Origin of the sequence: Microbacterium sp. RU1D, from assembly GCF_900156435.1 — a bacterium.
GTDB lineage: Bacteria > Actinomycetota > Actinomycetes > Actinomycetales > Microbacteriaceae > Microbacterium.
The window spans coordinates 992060-1008782 of record NZ_FTPQ01000001.1; the positions used below are offsets into that span (position 1 = coordinate 992060).

The 16723-nt window shown below is 71.5% G+C and carries 16 protein-coding genes; 8 read left to right on the forward strand and 8 right to left on the reverse strand.

Annotated features, from left to right (window positions below; translation table 11 throughout):
* Positions 1-160 precede the first annotated feature (160 nt).
* On the forward strand, positions 161-1747 hold the full coding sequence (locus B0B15_RS04455) for an MFS transporter (protein WP_083708858.1): 1587 nt from the start codon (positions 161-163) through the stop codon (positions 1745-1747).
* Here B0B15_RS04455 and B0B15_RS04460 read toward each other — a convergent pair.
* Both B0B15_RS04460 and B0B15_RS04465 read right to left on the reverse strand, forming a co-directional pair.
* Positions 1744-2442: an SDR family NAD(P)-dependent oxidoreductase gene (locus B0B15_RS04460; RefSeq protein ID WP_076673595.1), complete on the reverse strand. Its 699-nt coding sequence runs from the start codon at positions 2440-2442 to the stop codon at positions 1744-1746. The two genes, B0B15_RS04455 and B0B15_RS04460, sit on opposite strands and share 4 nt — an antisense overlap.
* A gap of 337 nt (positions 2443-2779) precedes the next feature.
* A complete protein-coding gene (locus B0B15_RS04465; protein WP_083708859.1) occupies positions 2780-4177 on the reverse strand; it encodes a DUF6421 family protein in 1398 nt (465 codons plus the stop codon).
* A gap of 108 nt (positions 4178-4285) precedes the next feature.
* On the opposite strand from B0B15_RS04465, the gene B0B15_RS04470 reads away from it, so the two are divergent.
* From B0B15_RS04470 to B0B15_RS04480, 3 genes are all read left to right on the forward strand, one after another.
* The gene (locus B0B15_RS04470) at positions 4286-4774 is read left to right on the forward strand and encodes an Lrp/AsnC family transcriptional regulator (RefSeq protein WP_176776563.1); all 489 of its coding nucleotides are present in this window, start codon (positions 4286-4288) and stop codon (positions 4772-4774) included.
* 154 nt (positions 4775-4928) lie between these two features.
* Positions 4929-6116, forward strand: a complete 1188-nt coding sequence (locus B0B15_RS04475) for a sensor histidine kinase (protein WP_076673599.1) — start codon at positions 4929-4931, stop codon at positions 6114-6116.
* Positions 6117-6162: 46 nt separating this feature from the next.
* Positions 6163-6813, forward strand: a complete 651-nt coding sequence (locus B0B15_RS04480) for a response regulator (protein ID WP_076673601.1) — start codon at positions 6163-6165, stop codon at positions 6811-6813.
* A 9-nt stretch (positions 6814-6822) separates the two neighbouring features.
* Here the strand turns inward: B0B15_RS04480 and B0B15_RS04485 are convergent, their stop codons facing one another.
* Both B0B15_RS04485 and B0B15_RS04490 read right to left on the reverse strand, forming a co-directional pair.
* On the reverse strand, positions 6823-7332 hold the full coding sequence (locus B0B15_RS04485; RefSeq protein ID WP_076673602.1) for a GNAT family N-acetyltransferase: 510 nt from the start codon (positions 7330-7332) through the stop codon (positions 6823-6825).
* Complete coding sequence (locus B0B15_RS04490; protein WP_076673604.1) at positions 7329-7835, reverse strand: hypothetical protein; 507 nt, start codon at positions 7833-7835, stop codon at positions 7329-7331. Before B0B15_RS04490 ends, B0B15_RS04485 begins: the two co-directional genes overlap by 4 nt.
* 139 nt (positions 7836-7974) lie before the next feature.
* Here B0B15_RS04490 and B0B15_RS04495 point away from each other — a divergent pair, with 139 nt between their 5' ends.
* The gene (locus tag B0B15_RS04495; RefSeq protein ID WP_076673606.1) at positions 7975-8595 is read left to right on the forward strand and encodes a 2-phosphosulfolactate phosphatase; all 621 of its coding nucleotides are present in this window, start codon (positions 7975-7977) and stop codon (positions 8593-8595) included.
* Positions 8596-8672: 77 nt separating this feature from the next.
* Here B0B15_RS04495 and B0B15_RS04500 read toward each other — a convergent pair whose 3' ends face one another.
* From B0B15_RS04500 to B0B15_RS04510, 3 genes are all read right to left on the reverse strand, one after another.
* Positions 8673-9161, reverse strand: coding sequence for a SprT-like domain-containing protein (locus tag B0B15_RS04500; protein ID WP_076673607.1), 489 nt, complete (start codon positions 9159-9161; stop codon positions 8673-8675).
* 30 nt (positions 9162-9191) lie between these two features.
* Entirely contained in the window at positions 9192-9719 is a 528-nt protein-coding gene (locus B0B15_RS04505; RefSeq protein ID WP_076673609.1) for a hypothetical protein, read from the reverse strand.
* A gap of 94 nt (positions 9720-9813) precedes the next feature.
* The gene (locus B0B15_RS04510) at positions 9814-10680 is read right to left on the reverse strand and encodes a spermidine synthase (RefSeq protein ID WP_076673611.1); all 867 of its coding nucleotides are present in this window, start codon (positions 10678-10680) and stop codon (positions 9814-9816) included.
* A gap of 323 nt (positions 10681-11003) precedes the next feature.
* Here B0B15_RS04510 and B0B15_RS04515 point away from each other — a divergent pair, with 323 nt between their 5' ends.
* The 3 genes from B0B15_RS04515 to B0B15_RS04525 all read left to right on the forward strand — a co-directional run bounded on the left by B0B15_RS04515 (position 11004) and on the right by B0B15_RS04525 (position 14769).
* The gene (locus tag B0B15_RS04515) at positions 11004-12674 is read left to right on the forward strand and encodes an ABC transporter substrate-binding protein (protein WP_076673612.1); all 1671 of its coding nucleotides are present in this window, start codon (positions 11004-11006) and stop codon (positions 12672-12674) included.
* A 134-nt stretch (positions 12675-12808) separates the two neighbouring features.
* Positions 12809-13813 carry an ABC transporter permease gene (locus B0B15_RS04520; RefSeq protein WP_076673614.1) on the forward strand — a complete coding sequence of 335 codons (1005 nt, stop codon included), beginning with the start codon at positions 12809-12811 and terminating at the stop codon, positions 13811-13813.
* 71 nt (positions 13814-13884) lie between these two features.
* The gene (locus B0B15_RS04525; protein ID WP_256334254.1) at positions 13885-14769 is read left to right on the forward strand and encodes an ABC transporter permease; all 885 of its coding nucleotides are present in this window, start codon (positions 13885-13887) and stop codon (positions 14767-14769) included.
* Positions 14770-14955: 186 nt separating this feature from the next.
* Here the strand turns inward: B0B15_RS04525 and B0B15_RS04530 are convergent, their stop codons facing one another.
* Positions 14956-16623, reverse strand: coding sequence for an ABC transporter ATP-binding protein (locus B0B15_RS04530; protein ID WP_076673616.1), 1668 nt, complete (start codon positions 16621-16623; stop codon positions 14956-14958).
* Positions 16624-16723: the final 100 nt, after the last annotated feature.

Below are 16723 nucleotides of genomic sequence, written 5' to 3' on the forward strand. Positions count from 1 at the left end.
GCCCGGCGACGACGTCCGGCATACCGGCCCCGGCCGCCGCGCAGCGCCCAGGCTCGGGGCACCGCCCAGCGTCCATGGCCGGGGCGCCGTCCAGCGTCCCCATCCCGGGGCACCGCCCGGGGCCCTGGCCGATGTCGGAGGTCGGGTCTACCGTGTGCCTATGGCCGCTGATCCGCCTCCCGACTCACGCGGAGCAGCCGTGCCCGCGCGGGGGCATCGCACGTTCCTCGCGGTGCTCGTCAACACGGCTGCGGCCAACGTCACGACGAGCTTCCTCTGGTTCGCGCTCACGTTCTGGGTCTACCTCGAGACGCGTTCGGTTCTGGCGACGGGCATCATCGGCGGGGCGTACATGCTGCTGCTGGCGATCTTCGCCATGATGTTCGGCTCCCTGGTCGATCGGCACCGCAAGCACCGCGTCATGGTCTTGTCCGGCGTCGTCACCCTCGGAGCGTTCCTGCTCGCCGGAGCGCTCTGGCTCGCTCTCCCCGAGGCGGCGCTGCTCGACCTCGGCGCGCCATGGTTCTGGCTGTTCTCCGGCATCATCCTCGGCGGCGCGGTCATCGAGAACCTCCGCAACATCGCGCTGTCGACGACCGTCACGCTCCTCGTGCCGGTGGACCGGCACGCGAACGCCAACGGCCTCGTCGGCACGGTCCAGGGCCTCGCCTTTGTGGTCACGAGCGTCTTCAGCGGGCTCTCGGTCGGTCTCCTCGGCATGGGATGGACGCTGGCCATCGCGGTGGCGCTCACCGTCGTGGCCCTGGTCCACCTCCTCACGATCCGCATCCCCGAGGAGCGTCCGGCAGCGGGATCCGAGGCGGGCCCGCTCGTCGACCTCGGCGGCGCCGTGCGCGCGGTCCGAGCCGCACCCGGACTCTTCGCTCTCATCGTCTTCTCGACCTTCAACAACCTCATCGGCGGCGTCTACATGGCGCTGATGGACCCCTACGGGCTCGAGCTGTTCCGCGTCGAGATCGACGGTCGGGTCTACGACGCGGAAGTCTGGGGGATCGTCCTCGCGGTCACCGCGACCGGCTTCATCGTCGGCGGCGGTCTCGTCGCGAAGTTCGGCCTCGGCACGAACCCGATCCGCACCATGCTGTGGATCGTCATCGCCATGGGCGCGCTCGGGGCGGTGTTCACCCTCCGCGATTGGTGGTGGCTCTACGCGGTCGGCATCTGGGTGTACATGGCGTTGATCCCGCCCGTCGAGGCGGCCGAGCAGACCGTCATCCAGAAGGTCGTGCCGTTCGCCACGCAAGGTCGCGTGTTCGGCTTCGCGGCGGCTTTCGAGTCGGCCGCCGCGCCGGTCACCTCGTTCCTCATCGCCCCGATCGCGCAGTTCCTGGTCATCCCGTACATGGAGGCCGAAAGCGGGCGCGCCACCTGGGGGTGGCTGCTCGGCGACGGGCAGTCGCGCGGCATCGCTCTGGTGTTCCTGATCGCCGGTCTCGTCATGGTCGTGGTCGGCGTGCTCGCGTTCTTCACACGGTCGTACCGCGTCCTGTCGGCTCAGTACCGATCGCCCTCGGCCCAGGTCGGAGAAGCGTCGGTGAGTCCCGCCCCAGACGCCAGCGGGGCCGAGGCCGTCGATACGCTCGCTGCGGGGGCGGCGTCCGCTGCGGCGGCGGCGATGTCGGCCCCGGGTGAGCACGCCCACCCGGACGATGCCGCGACACGGCGACCGTTGCCGAACGCGACCGCAGGCGCCGTGCCCGCGGCCCGCCCCGACGGGGAACTCTAGGCTCCCGCTGCCACCTCGATGACGACGTCGTTGAAGGCATCCGCGTCGTCGTCCCAGAGCGCGACGAACGCGGCGGCCAAGGCGTCTTCCAGGCCGTCCAGGCTCCTCACCCGGAAGACGACCGCCGCCGCGGAGATCGGGCGGTCCGCGTCGCGGGCGCTCTTCGCGAATCCGTGAGCGACCGCCCGCGTCCACGCCTCGCTCGCGGCCTTGACCGCCGCGTAGTTCGCGCCGCCCGCCAGCGGGCGGGTGACCGAGGTCGACGACACGATCGCGAGACGGCCGGCGGGCGACGCCGTGAGATCACCGTCGAAGACGCGGCTGACGACCCGGAGAGCCGTCAACGAGCGGAGCAGGAACGCGAAGTCCTCGTCGCTCTGGCCGGCCAGCCCGCCGCCCCCGCGCCACCCGCCGACGAGGTGGAGGACGCCATCCACGTCACCGTGCACGGCGTGCACGCGCTCGCGCAGCGCGAGAACGGCATCCGCGTCGGTGAGGTCGCAGCGCTCCATGACCGCGCCGGGCGCCTCTGCGGCGGCCTCCGCGAGTCGCTTCGCATCGGACCCCACGATCACGACCCGCGCGCCCGCCTCGAGCAGTGCGCGTGCCGCCGCGCGGCCGACCGCGCTCGTTCCGCCGGCGAGGAGGACGAGCCGCCCCCGCACGAGTTCCTGTGCCTGCTGGGTGTCGCTCATGCGGTCTCCGTCCTGGTCGAGCGGTGGGGGGTCATGCGGGTGTCCGGGAATTCAGGTGCCCGGGTCATCCGAGTGTCCCCCACGGGCCTTCCTCGCGCGACGCCCCCCGCGTCTCCCGGCCGCCCGCGACGGCGTCGAGTGTCCAGAACACGCCATTGCTTCGGCGCTGCACGCAGCGTGTCTCGGGCACTCGTCGCGTGACGCCCGCGCGTCTCCCGGCCGCCCGCGACGGCGTCGAGTGTCCAGAACACGCCATTGCTTCGGCGCTGAGCGCGGCGTGTCTCGGACACTCGAGCAGGGTTCTCGGGGGCGTCGGGGCGCGACCGGAGCCCGGGCGTCAGTCCGACCCGCGGATGCCCTCCGTCGAGGCGATCACCGGACGCATCTTCTTCTCCAGGGCCTCGAAGAACATCGACAGCGGGAACTCGTCGTCCAGCACGGCGTCGGTGTACCCCTTCGGCAGGCCCGCGAGCACGTCGTCGGGGAGGCCGCGCGCCCACACCGACGCGGGGTGCGGGGTCACGACGCCGCGCACGAGGTCGTACGCCGCGAGCCAGTGCGCCGTCTTGGGGCGGTCGATCGAGCGCCAGTAGAGCTCGTCGATCGCGTCGGCCAGGGCCACGACCGCGGCCGGCACCTCGTCCCAGTCGAAAGCGAGGGAGGTGTCGGTCCAGTGCAGCACGCGGCGCTGGTGCAGCCAGGCGAACAGCAGCTGCCCGCCGAGTCCGTCGTAATTGCGCACGCGCGACCCGGTGATCGCGAACCGGAAGATGCGGTCGAAGATCACGGCGTACTGCACGAGCTCGGCGTGCTCGAGCATCGCCCGCTCGGCGTCGTCGAGGTCGTCGCGGGCGGAGAGGCGCGCCTGCAGCGATACGCACTCGCGGAACGCGGTGAGGTCGCACCGCAGCTCTTCGAGCGAGTACAGGAAGAACGGCATCCGCTGCTTGATCATGAACGGGTCGAAGGGCAGGTCGCCGCGCATGTGCGTGCGGTCGTGGATGAGGTCCCACGTCACGAACGTCTGCTCGGTCAGCGACTGGTCGTCGAGCATGCGGGCGGCGGCCTCGGGCAGCTCGAGCTTGGTGATCTCGGCGGCCGCGCGGGTCACGCGACGGTAGCGCGCGGCCTCGCGGTCCTGGAAGATCGCACCCCACGTGAAGGTCGGGATCTCGCGCATCGCGACGGTCTCGGGGAACAGCACGGCGGAGTTCGTGTCGTACCCCGAGGTGAAGTCGATGAGCCGCAACGAGACGAACAGGCGGTTGGTGTACTCCGTCTCCAGCCGCGCGATGAACTCGGGCCAGATCGCCTCCACCAGCACCGCTTCGACGTGCCGCTGACTCGAGCCGTTCTGCGTGTACATGGGGAACACGACCAGGTGACGGATGCCGTCGACCCGGTGCTCCTGGGGCTGGAACGCCACCAGGGAGTCGAGGAAGTCGGGCGTCCCGAGACCCTCCGCGCTCCACCGACGGAAGTCGGCGACGGAGGCGGCGAGGTAGGCGGCGTCGTGGGGGAAGAGCGGGGCGAGGGCGTCGATCGCCTCGACGATGTCGTCGATGAGGGGCGCCGCGGCGGAGGTGTCGTCGATCGAGCCATCCTTCGCCTGCAGGGACTGCAGTGCGGTGGCTGCGGACTTCAGCTGCGCCCAGGCGGCGGTGTGCTCGACGACCTCGACGGTGCGACCGCCGAGCAGATCCTGGTCAGCACGGATGGGTGTCGCGGTGGTCATGGCATCCTCCGATCGGGGCTGTAAATATTCCTGCCGAAACGCCATGCTAACGGAAAACTTACGGCACGCGCCAGAGTCCCTCGCGACCCCACTGCTACTGTCGAGCGCATGACCGAGGCCCCCGCTCGCGCCCCCCGACTGGACGATGCGGTCGACGCCGCGATCGTCCGGGAGATCTCGATCGACGCGCGCGCGACGCTGTCGCACCTGTCGGAGCGCGTCGGTCTGTCGGTCTCCGCCGTGCAGTCGCGTTTGCGTCGTCTCGAGGCGCGGGGCATCGTGCAGGGCTACCGCCCGATCCTCGACGCCGAGGCCCTCGGCCGCCCGCTCGCGGCCTTCGTCGAGATCACCCCGCTCGACCCCGCTCAGCCCGACAACGCCCCCGAACTCCTCGCGCACCTGAGTGCGATCGAGGCCTGCCACTCGATCGCCGGAGAGGCCGCGTACATGCTGTTCGTGCGCGTGCCCACGCCGCGCGACCTCGAGGAGCTCATCCGCGACATCCGCGCCGCCGCGCAGGTCAACACCCGCACGACCGTCGTGCTGCAGACCTTCTTCGAGGCGCGCCCCATCGAGCCCGCCGACTTCCCCGGCTGACGCTCCGCGTCACACGCCATCGACCGGACCATCCGACTCCGGTTTGGCCGCCTCGCCCACCCTGAGCATGTCGGGCCCGTATCCGTCCCCGGTATCCCGGGATACATCCACAGGCGGATGCCGCGGTCCCGCCGTCCGGCGTAGCGTGGGGCCGATGTTCCCCCTCCGTCCGCTCCAGCGCTACCAGCTGGTCGTCGATCTCTGCGTCGCCGGCGTCTTCGGGTTGCTCGCCCTGGCGGTCGAACTGGCCGGGACCACCAGTGGCGCGCTCGCGCCGCTCGCTGTCGTCGGCGAGAACGTCGGTGCGGTCCTCGTCGCACTTGCCCTGACCGCCGCGCTCGCGATGCGCCGCCTGCAGCCCGGCATCGCCCTCGTGCTGGCCTGGGTGGGGGCGTTCGTGCAGATGGGGTTCGGACGCCAACCGTCCCCCACCGATCTCGCCATCTTCGCCGTGCTCTACACGACGGCCGCGTACGGCAGCAGGCGCGTGTTCTGGTGGGGGTTCGCCTCCGGCATCGCGGGCGCCGCGATCGTCCCCCTGTATCTCGTCGGCCGGGGCCTGTCCGAACCCCTCACGGTCAACGACTGGTTCGCGGCGGGTGCTCTGCTGCTGGCATCCGGGTTCGCGCTCATGCTCGCGTGGGTGTCGGGTGCGCTGGTCCGCACGGCCCTGCGCGCCGCCGCGAACTCCCGCGCGCAGCGTGCGGCCGAGGCGGAGACCATCGCCGAGCAGCAGCGCGTGCGCATCGCCCGCGACATGCACGACGTGGTGGCCCACTCCCTCGCGGTGGTGATCGCGCAGGCCGACGGGGCCCGGTACGCGGCCGGGGCCGATCCCGCGGTGGCCTCCGAGGCGCTCGCGACGATCTCCACGACGGCGCGCGCGGCTCTGACCGATGTGCGTCTGCTCCTGGGTCAGCTGCGTCACAGTCAGGGCGAGGGACCGCAACCCACCCTCGCCGACCTTGATCAGCTCTTCGACCGCGTGCGCGCGGCCGGGGTCGACCTCGACGTGCGCATCGACCCGGCGCCTCCGGGCGAACCGCCCGCGGCGATCCAGATGGCGGTCTACCGCATCATGCAGGAGGCCCTCACCAACGCCCTTCGCCATGGCGTCGATCCGCGCGTGCGCGTCCGCCTCGGGTGGTTCGCCGAGCGGGTCGAGCTCTCCGTGCGCAACGCCCGCTCCACGTCGTCGTCCGGGTCCGCGGCGCCCGGCGGGGGACACGGCCTCATCGGCATGCGCGAGCGCGCGCAGCTGGTCGGCGGTCGACTGACCGCCGGACCCGAGTACGGCGAATTCGTCGTGCAAGCCACCCTGCCGATCGGCCCCCCGCGGTGAGCGCCGTGGATGCCGTTCACCCGTCCCCACCGAGAGGTTCCCTCGCATGACCGCCCCCGTCCGCATCGTCCTCGTCGACGATCAGGCCCTCTTCCGCGCCGGCATCCGCATGGTCATCGACTCGCAACCCGATCTCGAGGTGGTGGGGGAGGCGTCCGACGGCAGGGAGGGGATCGAGGTCGTGCGCGCGACGCGTCCGGATCTCGTGCTGATGGACGTGCGCATGCCCGTGATGGACGGGCTGACCGCGACGGCCGAGATCCTGCGCGAGTCCGACCCGCCCCGCGTCGTCGTGCTCACGACCTTCGACCTCGACGAAGCCGCGGCCCGGGCGATCCAGCGCGGGGCCAGCGGCTTCCTGCTCAAGGACGCCGAGCCGGAGTTCCTCCTCTCGGCCGTGCGCACCGTGCACGCCGGCTCCGCCGTCATCGCGGCGGAGGCCACCCGCGAGCTCTTCGCACACATCGCCGAAGGTGCCGGCGCCGAGCCGGTGCCCGCTGCCTTCGCGGCGTTGACCGAGCGCGAGCAGGAGATCTTCGCGCTGGCGGCGACCGGGCTCAGCAACGCCGAGATCGCCGAGCGCGAGTTCCTGTCGGAGGCGACGGTGAAGACGCACATCAGTCGCATCCTCACGAAGCTGGCGTTGCGCGACCGCGTGCAGCTCGTCGTCTTCGCCTACCGGCACGGCCTGGTCTGAGGGTCCCGCTCACCTGGTCAGGCGGAGCTCCCGAAGCGGGGCGCCCCACCGGTCGTCGTCGCGCGCCGCCCCGTCAGGGGTGAACCCGTGCTTCGCGTAGAAAGCGATCGCCCGGCTGTTGGCGGTCAGAACCCACAGGCTGGCATGCCCCGTGCCGATCGCGGCGTGCAGCAGTGCCGTGCCCACCCCCGTGCCGTAGTGGCCGGCGAGGACGTACAGGGCGTACAGCTCAGCCTCCGTTCGCGGACGATCCGCGTCGCGTGTCATGCCCGCGGACGAGAAACCGACGACCCGCCCGTCGATCTCGGCCACCCATGCGTCGCCGAGGCGCTCGGCCCCGCGCGGCGTCTCTCCGCGCAATCGCACCGCCCACCGTCGCGCCGAGAGCTCGACATCCAGTCGTGCCGACAGGGCGGCGGGCACCTGATCGGTGTGCGCTTCGCGCCAACTCTGCACGTGCACCTCGGCGATGCACCGGCTGTCGGCCGGTGTCGCCGCGCGCACGAGCAGCTCGCTCATCCTCGGGCGGCGTCGTCTTCGGGGTCGTGCGCCCACGTCGGGGCGAGGGCGCGGATGCGAGCGGCACGCCATTGCCACGTCGCCCACAGCCCCGGCCACAGCGCGGGGGCGGCCGCACCGCCGATGGTGAGGCGTTCGCGCCAGAGCGTCCGGCCCGGCTCGCCGGGGGCGGCGGAGACCGCCATCTGGTGATCCCACACGTCCAGCGCGGAGAGCGGACCCGTGAGCGGCACGCCCCAGTCGCGGAAGACGCGGACGCGACCGTTCGCATCGCGGGTCTCACGATCCGCCACCGAGATCAGCTGCCGCCCCACCGGCACGACGCCGGCGACGCTCATCTGCACGGGCACGTCGTCGCCCGACTCGAACGAGGTGGGCATCTCGCCCAGACCGTCCACCGCGAGGAGGGGGCCGTACAGCTCCGCGACCGCGCGCGGCGAGTGCAGGGCACGCCACGCGGCGTCGGGGTCGCAGTCGATCACGAACTTCAGCAGGATCCGCATGCTGAGATGCTGCCCCATTCCCCTGGGGACCAGCGTAGGGTTGACGCCCGCGGCGTGGCGGATGGCCCGTCACGCCGCCCGGCGACGTCGCGAGCGGGCATCGACCGGTGCGGTGTCCACCGCGTTCTAGCATCGAAGGATGCCGATCGACCCCGCCCTGACGCAGTCCGACTACCAGGTGCGCTTCGACTGGGGCCTCGCAGGTCTCCGCCGCCTCGCGCCCGCGCACGTCGTGGTCGTCGTTCAGACGCTCGGTCTGACCGCTCATGCGCTCAGCGCCGTCGAGAACACCGCCGGCCTGGACGTCTCCCTCGACGACGACGAGGCGGCCGCCCTCGCGCGCGCGGCGTACGAGACGGGCGCCCACGTCGTCGCGGGAAGCTTGCGCAACGCGGCCGCGGTCGCCGCGCATGTGCTCGACGTGCAGCGCTCCCGCGCGGAGCGCACCAGCATCTCCGTCATCGCGGCCGGCGACACCGACGAGGCCGGACTGCGTTTCGCGGTCGAGGACCTGCTGGGCGCGGGCGCGATCGTGGCCGCCCTGGGCGACCTCGGCATCGACCACGCCTCGCCCGACGCCGCCGTCGCGGGAGAAGGATTCCGCGCCTTGGGCGGGGCCGTTCGCCACCTCCTCACCGCGAGCGGCGGCGGACGCGCGCTCGCCGCGGACGGGCGCCGCGAGGCCGTCCTCGCCGCGGCCGCGCGCGACGCGGCATCCGTGGTCCCCGTCCTGCGCGACGGGGTCTTCATCGCCGCGTGAGGGCGCCGCGCGCGTGTCAGCGCGGCGTCGCGAACGACGGTGGCGGTGCGCCCACCCGCCGGCCGGGAACGCTCGTGTCAGCGCGGCGTCGCGGCGGCGAGCCGCTCGGCGCGGGTGATGTCGCGGCGCACCCACGACAGCGCGAAGCGCGGGTCGAACGACGGCGCGCATTTCGCGCACGAGGTGGGACGCGTCGCGCGGCGGTGGCGGTAGGCGACGTGTCCCGCGGGGCAGGTGCCCACCCAGGGGGCGAGTTCGTTCGCGGTCTCGCCGGCGTGGGTGGTGCCGCCGACGTACCCGAGCTCGAGCGCCGTGCGCTTCCAGCGGGGACCGTGGCCGGCCGACGGCCCCGCGAGCGCGTGTGCGACCTCGTGCAGCAGCGTCTGGTGGTTGGTGTCGTCGTCGTACCGCGCGGAGAGGTAGCGCGAGACGCTGATGCGCTTGCGGCCGTAGTCGCACAGGCCCGCGCGCCGCTTGGCGTTGTCGAACGCGAAGGTCCACGACGCGTCGAGGTGCAGGGCGATCAACGCCTCGGCCCACGTGCGTACGCGCTGCAGATCGGACATGACCGGAAGGTTAGGCGGGGCCTACGACATTCAGCTCGCGACGACCTCGCGCGTGCGTCGACGCTCGGCCGCGTCGATCGCCAGGAGCGTCGACTCGAGCTGCGCGTCGGTGGCGCCGGCGTTCTGACGCAGGAAGAGCGCCTGCTTGAAGTCGCGACGGGCGCCCTCGTAGTCGCCCCCGTCGTAGTGCACCTTGCCGCGGTGCTGCAGGGCGAAGGCGGCGATGCTCGCCCAGCCCTGTCCCTCGGCCTCCTCGGCGCACATGGTGAGCTCCTGCTCCGCGGCGGCGTACGCACCCCGGCACTGCATGATCGTGGCGTGCAGGATGCGCGCGCGCAGCAGGTCGCGGCGCGTTCCGGCCATGCGGGCGACCCGCACGGACTGCTCCGAGATCGACAGCGCCTCGTCGAAACGGTCGAGCACCTTCAGCAGCCACACCCGCTCGAGGAGGGCGTGCAGGCTGCGCTGCGGCCCGATCTCGTCGAGACGCTCCTGGCACTCGCGGGAGTCGGTGATCTCGCGCAACGTGTCGGGGTCGTACCCGTGGATGTAGCTCACCGTCGCTCCTCTCGGTCGGGCAGGAGTTCCAGTCTGCGCCGACCTCGCGTCGACACCGCACGCGCCACGCGGTCGAGCGGAGAACGCGCTCCCCTCACCGTTCGAAGATGGATGCCGAGGGCTTCGGCGACGGCGTCGCATCGGCATCCGTGGCGGGCCGCGACCCGCGCGTGAATTCGACGATCTCGTCGCCCTGGGCGACCTTCGCGGGGTGGGGCCCGGCCGCCATGAGGCGCGGGAGCCACTCGACGGGGAGGGGGGCGGCGGAGGCGGCGACCACGAGGTTGCCGAAGCGGCGGCCCTTGAGCACCTGCACCTCGGCGAGAACGATCACCTCGGGCAGCACCTCGCGGATGGTGGCGACCTGTCGGCGGGCGAAGGCCAGGCCCGGCCCGTCGGAGACGTTCACCAGCAGCACGCCGTCGGGGGCGAGCAGGCGCGAGGCCGCGCGGTAGAACTCCACCGTGGTCAGGTGGGCGGGCGTCTGCGCGCCCGAGTACACGTCGCTGACCAGGAGGTCGACGGCTCCGTTCAGGCCCGCGGGCAAGCGGCCGAGGCCCTCGCGGGCGTCTCCGATGCGCACGCGCACCGACGCGCCGCGGGGCAGGGGGAGGTTCTCGCGCACGAGGTCCCACAGGGCGGGCTCGAGCTCGATCACCTGCTGACGCGAACCCGGCCGCGTGGCCTCGACGTAGCGGGGGAGCGTGAGGGCGCCCGCTCCCAGGTGGACGGCGGTGAGGGGTTGTCCCGGCATCCGGAGGCGATCGATGACCGCCCCCATCCGCGCGACGTATTCGAAGTGCAGGTGGGTCGGGTCGTCGAGGTCGACGTGCGACTGGGGGGTGCCGTCCACGACGAGCTCCCAGCCCGCGACGAACCCCGAGGGCGAGACGCGCGCGATCGTCCCGTCCGACAGGCGCGCGGTGGGGGCGTCGTCGGGTTCGATGCGCATGCGGGCCATGCGCTCCACGCTACCCGCCCCCCTCCCGCTCACCGGGTCGCGGACCGCGGCGGCGACGCGCCCGGGCGCGACCGCACCACGTGGCGACGGGGCGGTGGGCAGAGTGCGAAGGGCGGGAGTGCGGCCGAGGACGGATTGCACCGTGCGCGCGCCCCGGGCGGATCAGGATGCCGGACCGGCGAAACACGATCGATACAAACGGGCAATGGGCACGACGCCGCCCGCCCTGTACGGTCGTCAGAACACAGCAAGCGGAGCGCGGCACGACGAGGTGACAGCGCCGTCGTCCTCCCTCCCTTTCCCCCCGGAAGGTGCAACGAAAAATGCTCAGTACCCTACGACGCCGTCTGCTGGTCGGCGGGGCGGCGGTCGCCATCGGCGCCCTGGCCCTCTCCGGCTGCACGAGCCAGCGCGACGACAACGGCGGAGGCGGCGACGCCGGCGGCGATGTCGATTCGACCTTCGTCTTCGGCGCCTCGGGCGACCCCTCGAGCCTCGACCCGGCGTTCGCGAGCGACGGCGAATCGTTCCGCATCTCGCGTCAGATCTTCGAGGGCCTCGTGGGTGTCGAGCCCGGCACCGCCGACCCGGCCCCCATGCTCGCCGAGAGCTGGACGCAGTCCGACGACGGCCTGTCGTACACGTTCGAGCTCAAGCAGGGCGTGACATTCCACGACGGCAGCGAGTTCGACGCCGACGCGGTGTGCTTCAACTTCGACCGGCAGAACAACTTCACCGGCATCGCGCAGTCCGAGAGCCTGTCCTACTACTGGGGCAAGATCATGCGCGGCTACGCCGACACCGGCACCTCGATCTACGGCGGGTGCGAGGCCACGAGCGCCTCCGAGGTGACGATCACCCTCACCGAGCCGTTCGCCGGCTTCATCCCCGCGCTGTCGCTCCCGGCCTTCGCCATCCAGAGCCCGACGGCTCTGGAGGAGTACCAGGCCGACAACGTCGGCGGCACCTCCGAGGCCCCCACGCTGAGCGAGTACGCGCAGGCGCACCCGACCGGCACCGGCCCCTTCAAATTCGACTCCTGGGAGCCCGGCGCCGAGGCGACCGTCAGCGCCTACGACGGCTACTGGGGCGAGCAGGGCCAGGTGCAGCAGGTCATCTTCCGCGTGATCGGCGACACCACGGCCCGTCGTCAGGCACTCGAGTCCGGATCGATCGACGGCTACGACCTCGTCGCCCCGGCCGACCTCGGCGCCCTCGAGAGCGCGGGCTACATGCTCACCAACCGCGACCCGTTCAACATCCTCTACCTCGGCATGAACCAGGCCGACCCCGCGCTGAGCGACATCCGCGTGCGGCAGGCCATCGCGCAGTCGATCGACAAGCAGCAGCTGGTGTCGCAGGTGCTGCCCGAGGGCACCACCGTCGCCTCGCAGTTCATGCCGGACAGCGTGATCGGCTTCAACTCCGGCGTGACGACCTTCGATTACGACCCGGAAGCCGCCAAGGCTCTCCTCGCCGAGGCCGGCTACACCGACGCGAACCCGCTGACGATCACGTTCAACTACCCCGTCAACATCTCGCGTCCGTATATGCCCAACCCGGAGCAGATCTTCACGAACCTGCAGTCCCAGCTCCAGGCGGTCGGCATCGTGGTCAACCCCGTCTCGAACGAGTGGGGCGAGTACCTCGACCTCATCCAGGGCGGCAGCGAGCACGGCATCCACCTGCTCGGCTGGACCGGCGACTACAACGACCCCGACAACTTCGTGGGTACGTTCTTCGGCGGAAAGTCCAACGAGTGGGGCTTCGACAACGCCGAGCTGTTCTCGGCGCTGACCTCGGCCCGCGGTCTCGCGACCGAGTCCGAGCAGGATCCGGCCTACCAGGCGGTGAACGAGCAGATCGCGACGTTCCTGCCCGGCGTCCCGCTGGCCAACCCCGTGCCGACGCTCGCCTTCGCGCCGCGGGTGAAGTCGTACCCGGCCAGCCCCGTGCAGGACGAGGTCTACAACGAGATCGAGCTCACCGAGTGATCCGGATGCCACGGGTGCCACGCCGTCGCATCGGCCGGGCCCGTGGCATCCGACGGGTGCCGGTGTCCTTCGCCCTTGTGGCGGCGGGCTCCGGCATCCCGCGTCCCCCCGCTCCCCATCCCCTGTGAGAACCCGTGCTCCGCACCATCGGCAGGCGTCTGCTCCTGCTCATCCCGACCCTGTTCGGTCTGTCCGTCCTCCTCTTCGCCTGGGTGCGCGCCCTGCCCGGCGGCCCCGCCGTCGCCCTCCTCGGCGAGCGCGCGACCCCCGAGGCCGTCGCCCGCATCAACGAGCTCTACGGCTTCAACGAGCCGCTGTACGTGCAGTACTTCACCTGGCTCGGGCGCCTCGCCACCGGTGACTTCGGCTCCTCCATCCAGACCGGGCGCCCGGTGCTGGAGGAGTTCGTGCGCCGCTTCCCGGCGACCCTCGAGCTCTCGATCGGCGCGCTCATCGTGGCGGTGGGCATCGGCATCCCGCTCGGGTATTGGGCCGCGCGCCGCCACGGGAAGATCTGGGATCACACCGCCGTCGTCCTGAGCCTCATCGGCATCACGATCCCCGTGTTCTTCCTCGCGTTCATCCTCAAGTACGTCTTCGCCGTGCAGCTGGGGTGGCTGCCCTCCGACGGGCGCCAGAACCCGCGGATCGACGCCACCCACTACACGAACCTCTACGTGTTCGACGGCCTGATCACGGGCGAGTTCGACGCCTCGTGGGATGCCATCCTGCACCTGATCCTGCCGGCCATCGCGCTCGGCACGATCCCGCTCGCCATCATCGTGCGCATCACGCGCGCCTCGGTGCTGGAGGTGCAGAACGCCGACTACGTCCGCACCGGCCGCGCGAAGGGCATCGGGACGGGGACCCTGCGCAACCGCTTCATCCTGCGCAACGCGATGCTCCCCGTCGTCACGACGGTGGGTCTGCAGGCGGGCCTGCTCATCTCGGGGGCGGTGCTCACCGAGACGGTGTTCGCCTTCCCGGGGATCGGTCAGTTCCTCGCCCGGGCGATCTTCACGCGCGACTTCCCGGTGCTGCAGGGCTTCATCATCTTCATCGCCATCGCGTACGCCCTCATCAACCTGCTGGTCGACCTGTCGTACAGCCTCATCGACCCGAGAGTGAGAGTCCAGTGAGCTCCGGCATCCTCCCTCCCGCCCCCAGCGGCGGGCCCGTCGACGACAATGCGGTGGTCGATTCGCAGCTGATGGCCGCGCAGGCCCGCGGCGGGTTCTGGCACGACGTGTTCCAGCGGCTGCGCCGCAGCCCGGTGGCGTGGATCGGCGCGATCATCGTGCTGGCGTTCCTCCTCGTCGCCGCTCTCGCGCCGCTGCTCGCGCCGTACCCGGCCGAATCGCTGCCCGGTCAGCGTTTCATCACGCCGACCGACATCCCCGGCCCCGGCGACATGGCGGAGTTCCCCCTCGGGCTCGACCGGTTCGGCGGCGACGTGCTGTCGAAGCTCATCTGGGGCGCGCAGGCGTCGCTGCAGATCGGCGTGATCTCCACCGCCCTGGGCCTGCTCGGGGGAATGGCGCTCGGGTTGCTGGCGGGCATGTTCGGCGGGTGGGTCGATGCGCTCGTCATGCGCTTCGTCGACATCCTCCTCTCGGTACCGAACCTGCTGCTGGCCGTGTCGATCGCCGCGATCCTCGGGCAGAGCCAGCTCGCGATCATGATCGCCATCGGCGCATCGCAGGTGCCCGTCTTCGCGCGACTGCTCCGCGCCTCGATGCTGCAGCAACGCGGCGCCGACTACGTGCTGTCCGCGCAGACCCTCGGGCTGAGCCGCCGCACGATCACGATGACGCACGTGCTGCCCAACAGCGTCGGGCCGGTCATCGTGCAGGGCACGCTCACGCTCGCGACCGCGGTCATCGACGCGGCGGCCCTGTCGTTCCTCGGTCTCGGCGGCGGGCTGCCGCAGACCGCCGAGTGGGGCCGCATGCTCACCTACGCGCAGGCCGAACTGGCGATCGCCCCCTGGCTCGCGTTCCTACCGGGTATCTGCATCGCCGTGACGGCGCTGGGCTTCACGCTGCTGGGCGAGTCGCTCCGCGAGGCGATGGACCCGCGCACACGGGCGCGGTAGCGCCTCGCTTCGCTGCTCCGGCCCCGGCCCCGGCCCGCTCGCGCGGGCCGGGGCCGGAGCGTCGGTGCCCCGGCATCCATGTCTCACTTATGGCCGGCCGGCGCCCGCCGGAGCGACCGTTTTCGCCACATGCACCGCGAGAAGGGGGACATGCGCCGTCGGGCGGAGTCGCACCCCGGCCTGCGCTCAGCCCGCGAGGCCCAGCTCGTTGCCCGGGATCGACGACAGCAGGCGCCGCGTGTACGGGTCGCGGGGGTTGGTGAAGACCTCTTCGCTGGATGCCGCCTCGACCAGGCGCCCGTCCTTCATGACGCAGACGTAGTCGCTGATCAGGCGCACCACCGCGAGGTCGTGCGAGATGAAGAGGTAGCTCAGGCCGTATTCGCGCTGCAGGTCGCCCAGCAGGTCGAGGATCTGCGCCTGCACGAGCACGTCGAGCGCCGACACCGGCTCGTCGCACACGATGAGCTCGGGCGACAGGGCGAGTGCCCGCGCGATCGCGACGCGCTGCCGCTGTCCGCCGGAAAGTTCCGAGGGGTATCGGCGCAGCATGGATGCCGGCAGCGCCACGTCGTCCATCAGCTGACGCACCCGCTTCGCGCGGTCGGCCTTCGACCCGCGCTTGTAGACGTTGAGGGGCTCTTCGACGATGCGCTCGACGGTGAACATGGGGTTCAGGCTCGAGTACGGATCCTGGAAGATCGGCTGCACCTTCTGCCGGAACTCCCGGAGCGCGTTGCCCTTCAGCGCCGACACGTCCTGACCGTCGAAGCGGATCGAGCCGCTGGTGGGGTCGACGACCTTGAGCAGCATGCGCGCGGTCGTGGTCTTGCCCGAGCCCGACTCGCCCACGATTGCGACGGTCTGGCCGCGCGGGATCGCCAGTGACACGTCGTCGACGGCGCGGAAGTCCTCGCCGCGGCCGCGCACGGGGTACACCTTGGTGAGTCCCTCGATCTCGACGATGTTGTCGCGCGCCGCCTCAACCGGGCGGTCGCTGCGGAAGTCCCCGGGACGCAGGCGCACCGCCGCCACCGACGGCGCCGCCGCCACGAGCGACTTCGTGTACGCGTGCTGCGGGTCCTCCAGGATCTGCCGCGCGGGCCCCTGCTCGACGACGCGCCCGCGGTGCATCACGACGACCTTCGATGCGCGCTCCGCGGCCAGGCCGAGGTCGTGGGTGATGAGCAGGACGGCTGCGCCCAGCTCGTTCGTCTGCTTGTCGATCTGGTCGAGGATCGTCTGCTGCACGGTCACGTCGAGCGCGCTGGTGGGCTCGTCGGCGATGAGCAGGCGCGGCCGGCAGGCGAGGCCGATCGCGATGAGCGCGCGCTGACGCATACCGCCGGAGAACTCGTGGGGGTACTGCGTCGCGCGCTTCTCGGCATCCGGGAGTCCGGCCGCCTCGAGCGCCTCGACCACCTTGCCCTTCACGCTCGAGCGGTCGGCGAGGCCGTGCGCGAGGAGGGTCTCGGCGACCTGCGTACCGACCTTGGCGACCGGGTTGAGGTTCGACATGGGGTCCTGCGGGACGAGACCGATCTGGCGCCCGCGCACCTGGCGCATGCGGGCCTCACCGAAGGTGGTGAGGTCGTCACCGTCGAGCAGGATCTGTCCGCGCGCGACGCGACCACCGGATGCCAGCAGGCCGATGATCGCCATGGCGGTCGTCGATTTGCCGGAGCCGGACTCGCCGACGATCGCGATCGTTTCGCCCGCGTGGATGTCGAGGTTCACCCCGTCGACGGCGCGCACGGGGCCGTCCATGGTGGCGAAGTCGACGGCCAGGTCGCGGACGGAGAGCAGGGGCTGGGGGGATGCCGGAGCGGGGGGACCGGCGACATCGGAGGTCATCCCCCCATCCTCACGTGCGGCGCGGCCGTTGCACAGCCCCGCGGCCGGATCGTCATGCGGCCGTAACGCGCCCGCGTCGCGCACGACTCCTGCCGATCCG

Bases quoted from the DNA above. Each gene is read 5' to 3' on its own strand.
- B0B15_RS04455 (WP_083708858.1), top strand. From the start codon at position 161: ATGGCCGCTGATCCGCCTCCCGACTCACGCGGAGCAGCCGTGCCCGCG.
- B0B15_RS04460 (WP_076673595.1), bottom strand. From the start codon at position 2,442: ATGAGCGACACCCAGCAGGCACAGGAACTCGTGCGGGGGCGGCTCGTC.
- B0B15_RS04465 (WP_083708859.1), bottom strand. From the start codon at position 4,177: ATGACCACCGCGACACCCATCCGTGCTGACCAGGATCTGCTCGGCGGT.
- B0B15_RS04470 (WP_176776563.1), top strand. From the start codon at position 4,286: ATGACCGAGGCCCCCGCTCGCGCCCCCCGACTGGACGATGCGGTCGAC.
- B0B15_RS04475 (WP_076673599.1), top strand. From the start codon at position 4,929: ATGTTCCCCCTCCGTCCGCTCCAGCGCTACCAGCTGGTCGTCGATCTC.
- B0B15_RS04480 (WP_076673601.1), top strand. From the start codon at position 6,163: ATGACCGCCCCCGTCCGCATCGTCCTCGTCGACGATCAGGCCCTCTTC.
- B0B15_RS04485 (WP_076673602.1), bottom strand. From the start codon at position 7,332: ATGAGCGAGCTGCTCGTGCGCGCGGCGACACCGGCCGACAGCCGGTGC.
- B0B15_RS04490 (WP_076673604.1), bottom strand. From the start codon at position 7,835: ATGCGGATCCTGCTGAAGTTCGTGATCGACTGCGACCCCGACGCCGCG.
- B0B15_RS04495 (WP_076673606.1), top strand. From the start codon at position 7,975: ATGCCGATCGACCCCGCCCTGACGCAGTCCGACTACCAGGTGCGCTTC.
- B0B15_RS04500 (WP_076673607.1), bottom strand. From the start codon at position 9,161: ATGTCCGATCTGCAGCGCGTACGCACGTGGGCCGAGGCGTTGATCGCC.
- B0B15_RS04510 (WP_076673611.1), bottom strand. From the start codon at position 10,680: ATGGCCCGCATGCGCATCGAACCCGACGACGCCCCCACCGCGCGCCTG.
- B0B15_RS04515 (WP_076673612.1), top strand. From the start codon at position 11,004: ATGCTCAGTACCCTACGACGCCGTCTGCTGGTCGGCGGGGCGGCGGTC.
- B0B15_RS04525 (WP_256334254.1), top strand. From the start codon at position 13,885: ATGGCCGCGCAGGCCCGCGGCGGGTTCTGGCACGACGTGTTCCAGCGG.
- B0B15_RS04530 (WP_076673616.1), bottom strand. From the start codon at position 16,623: ATGACCTCCGATGTCGCCGGTCCCCCCGCTCCGGCATCCCCCCAGCCC.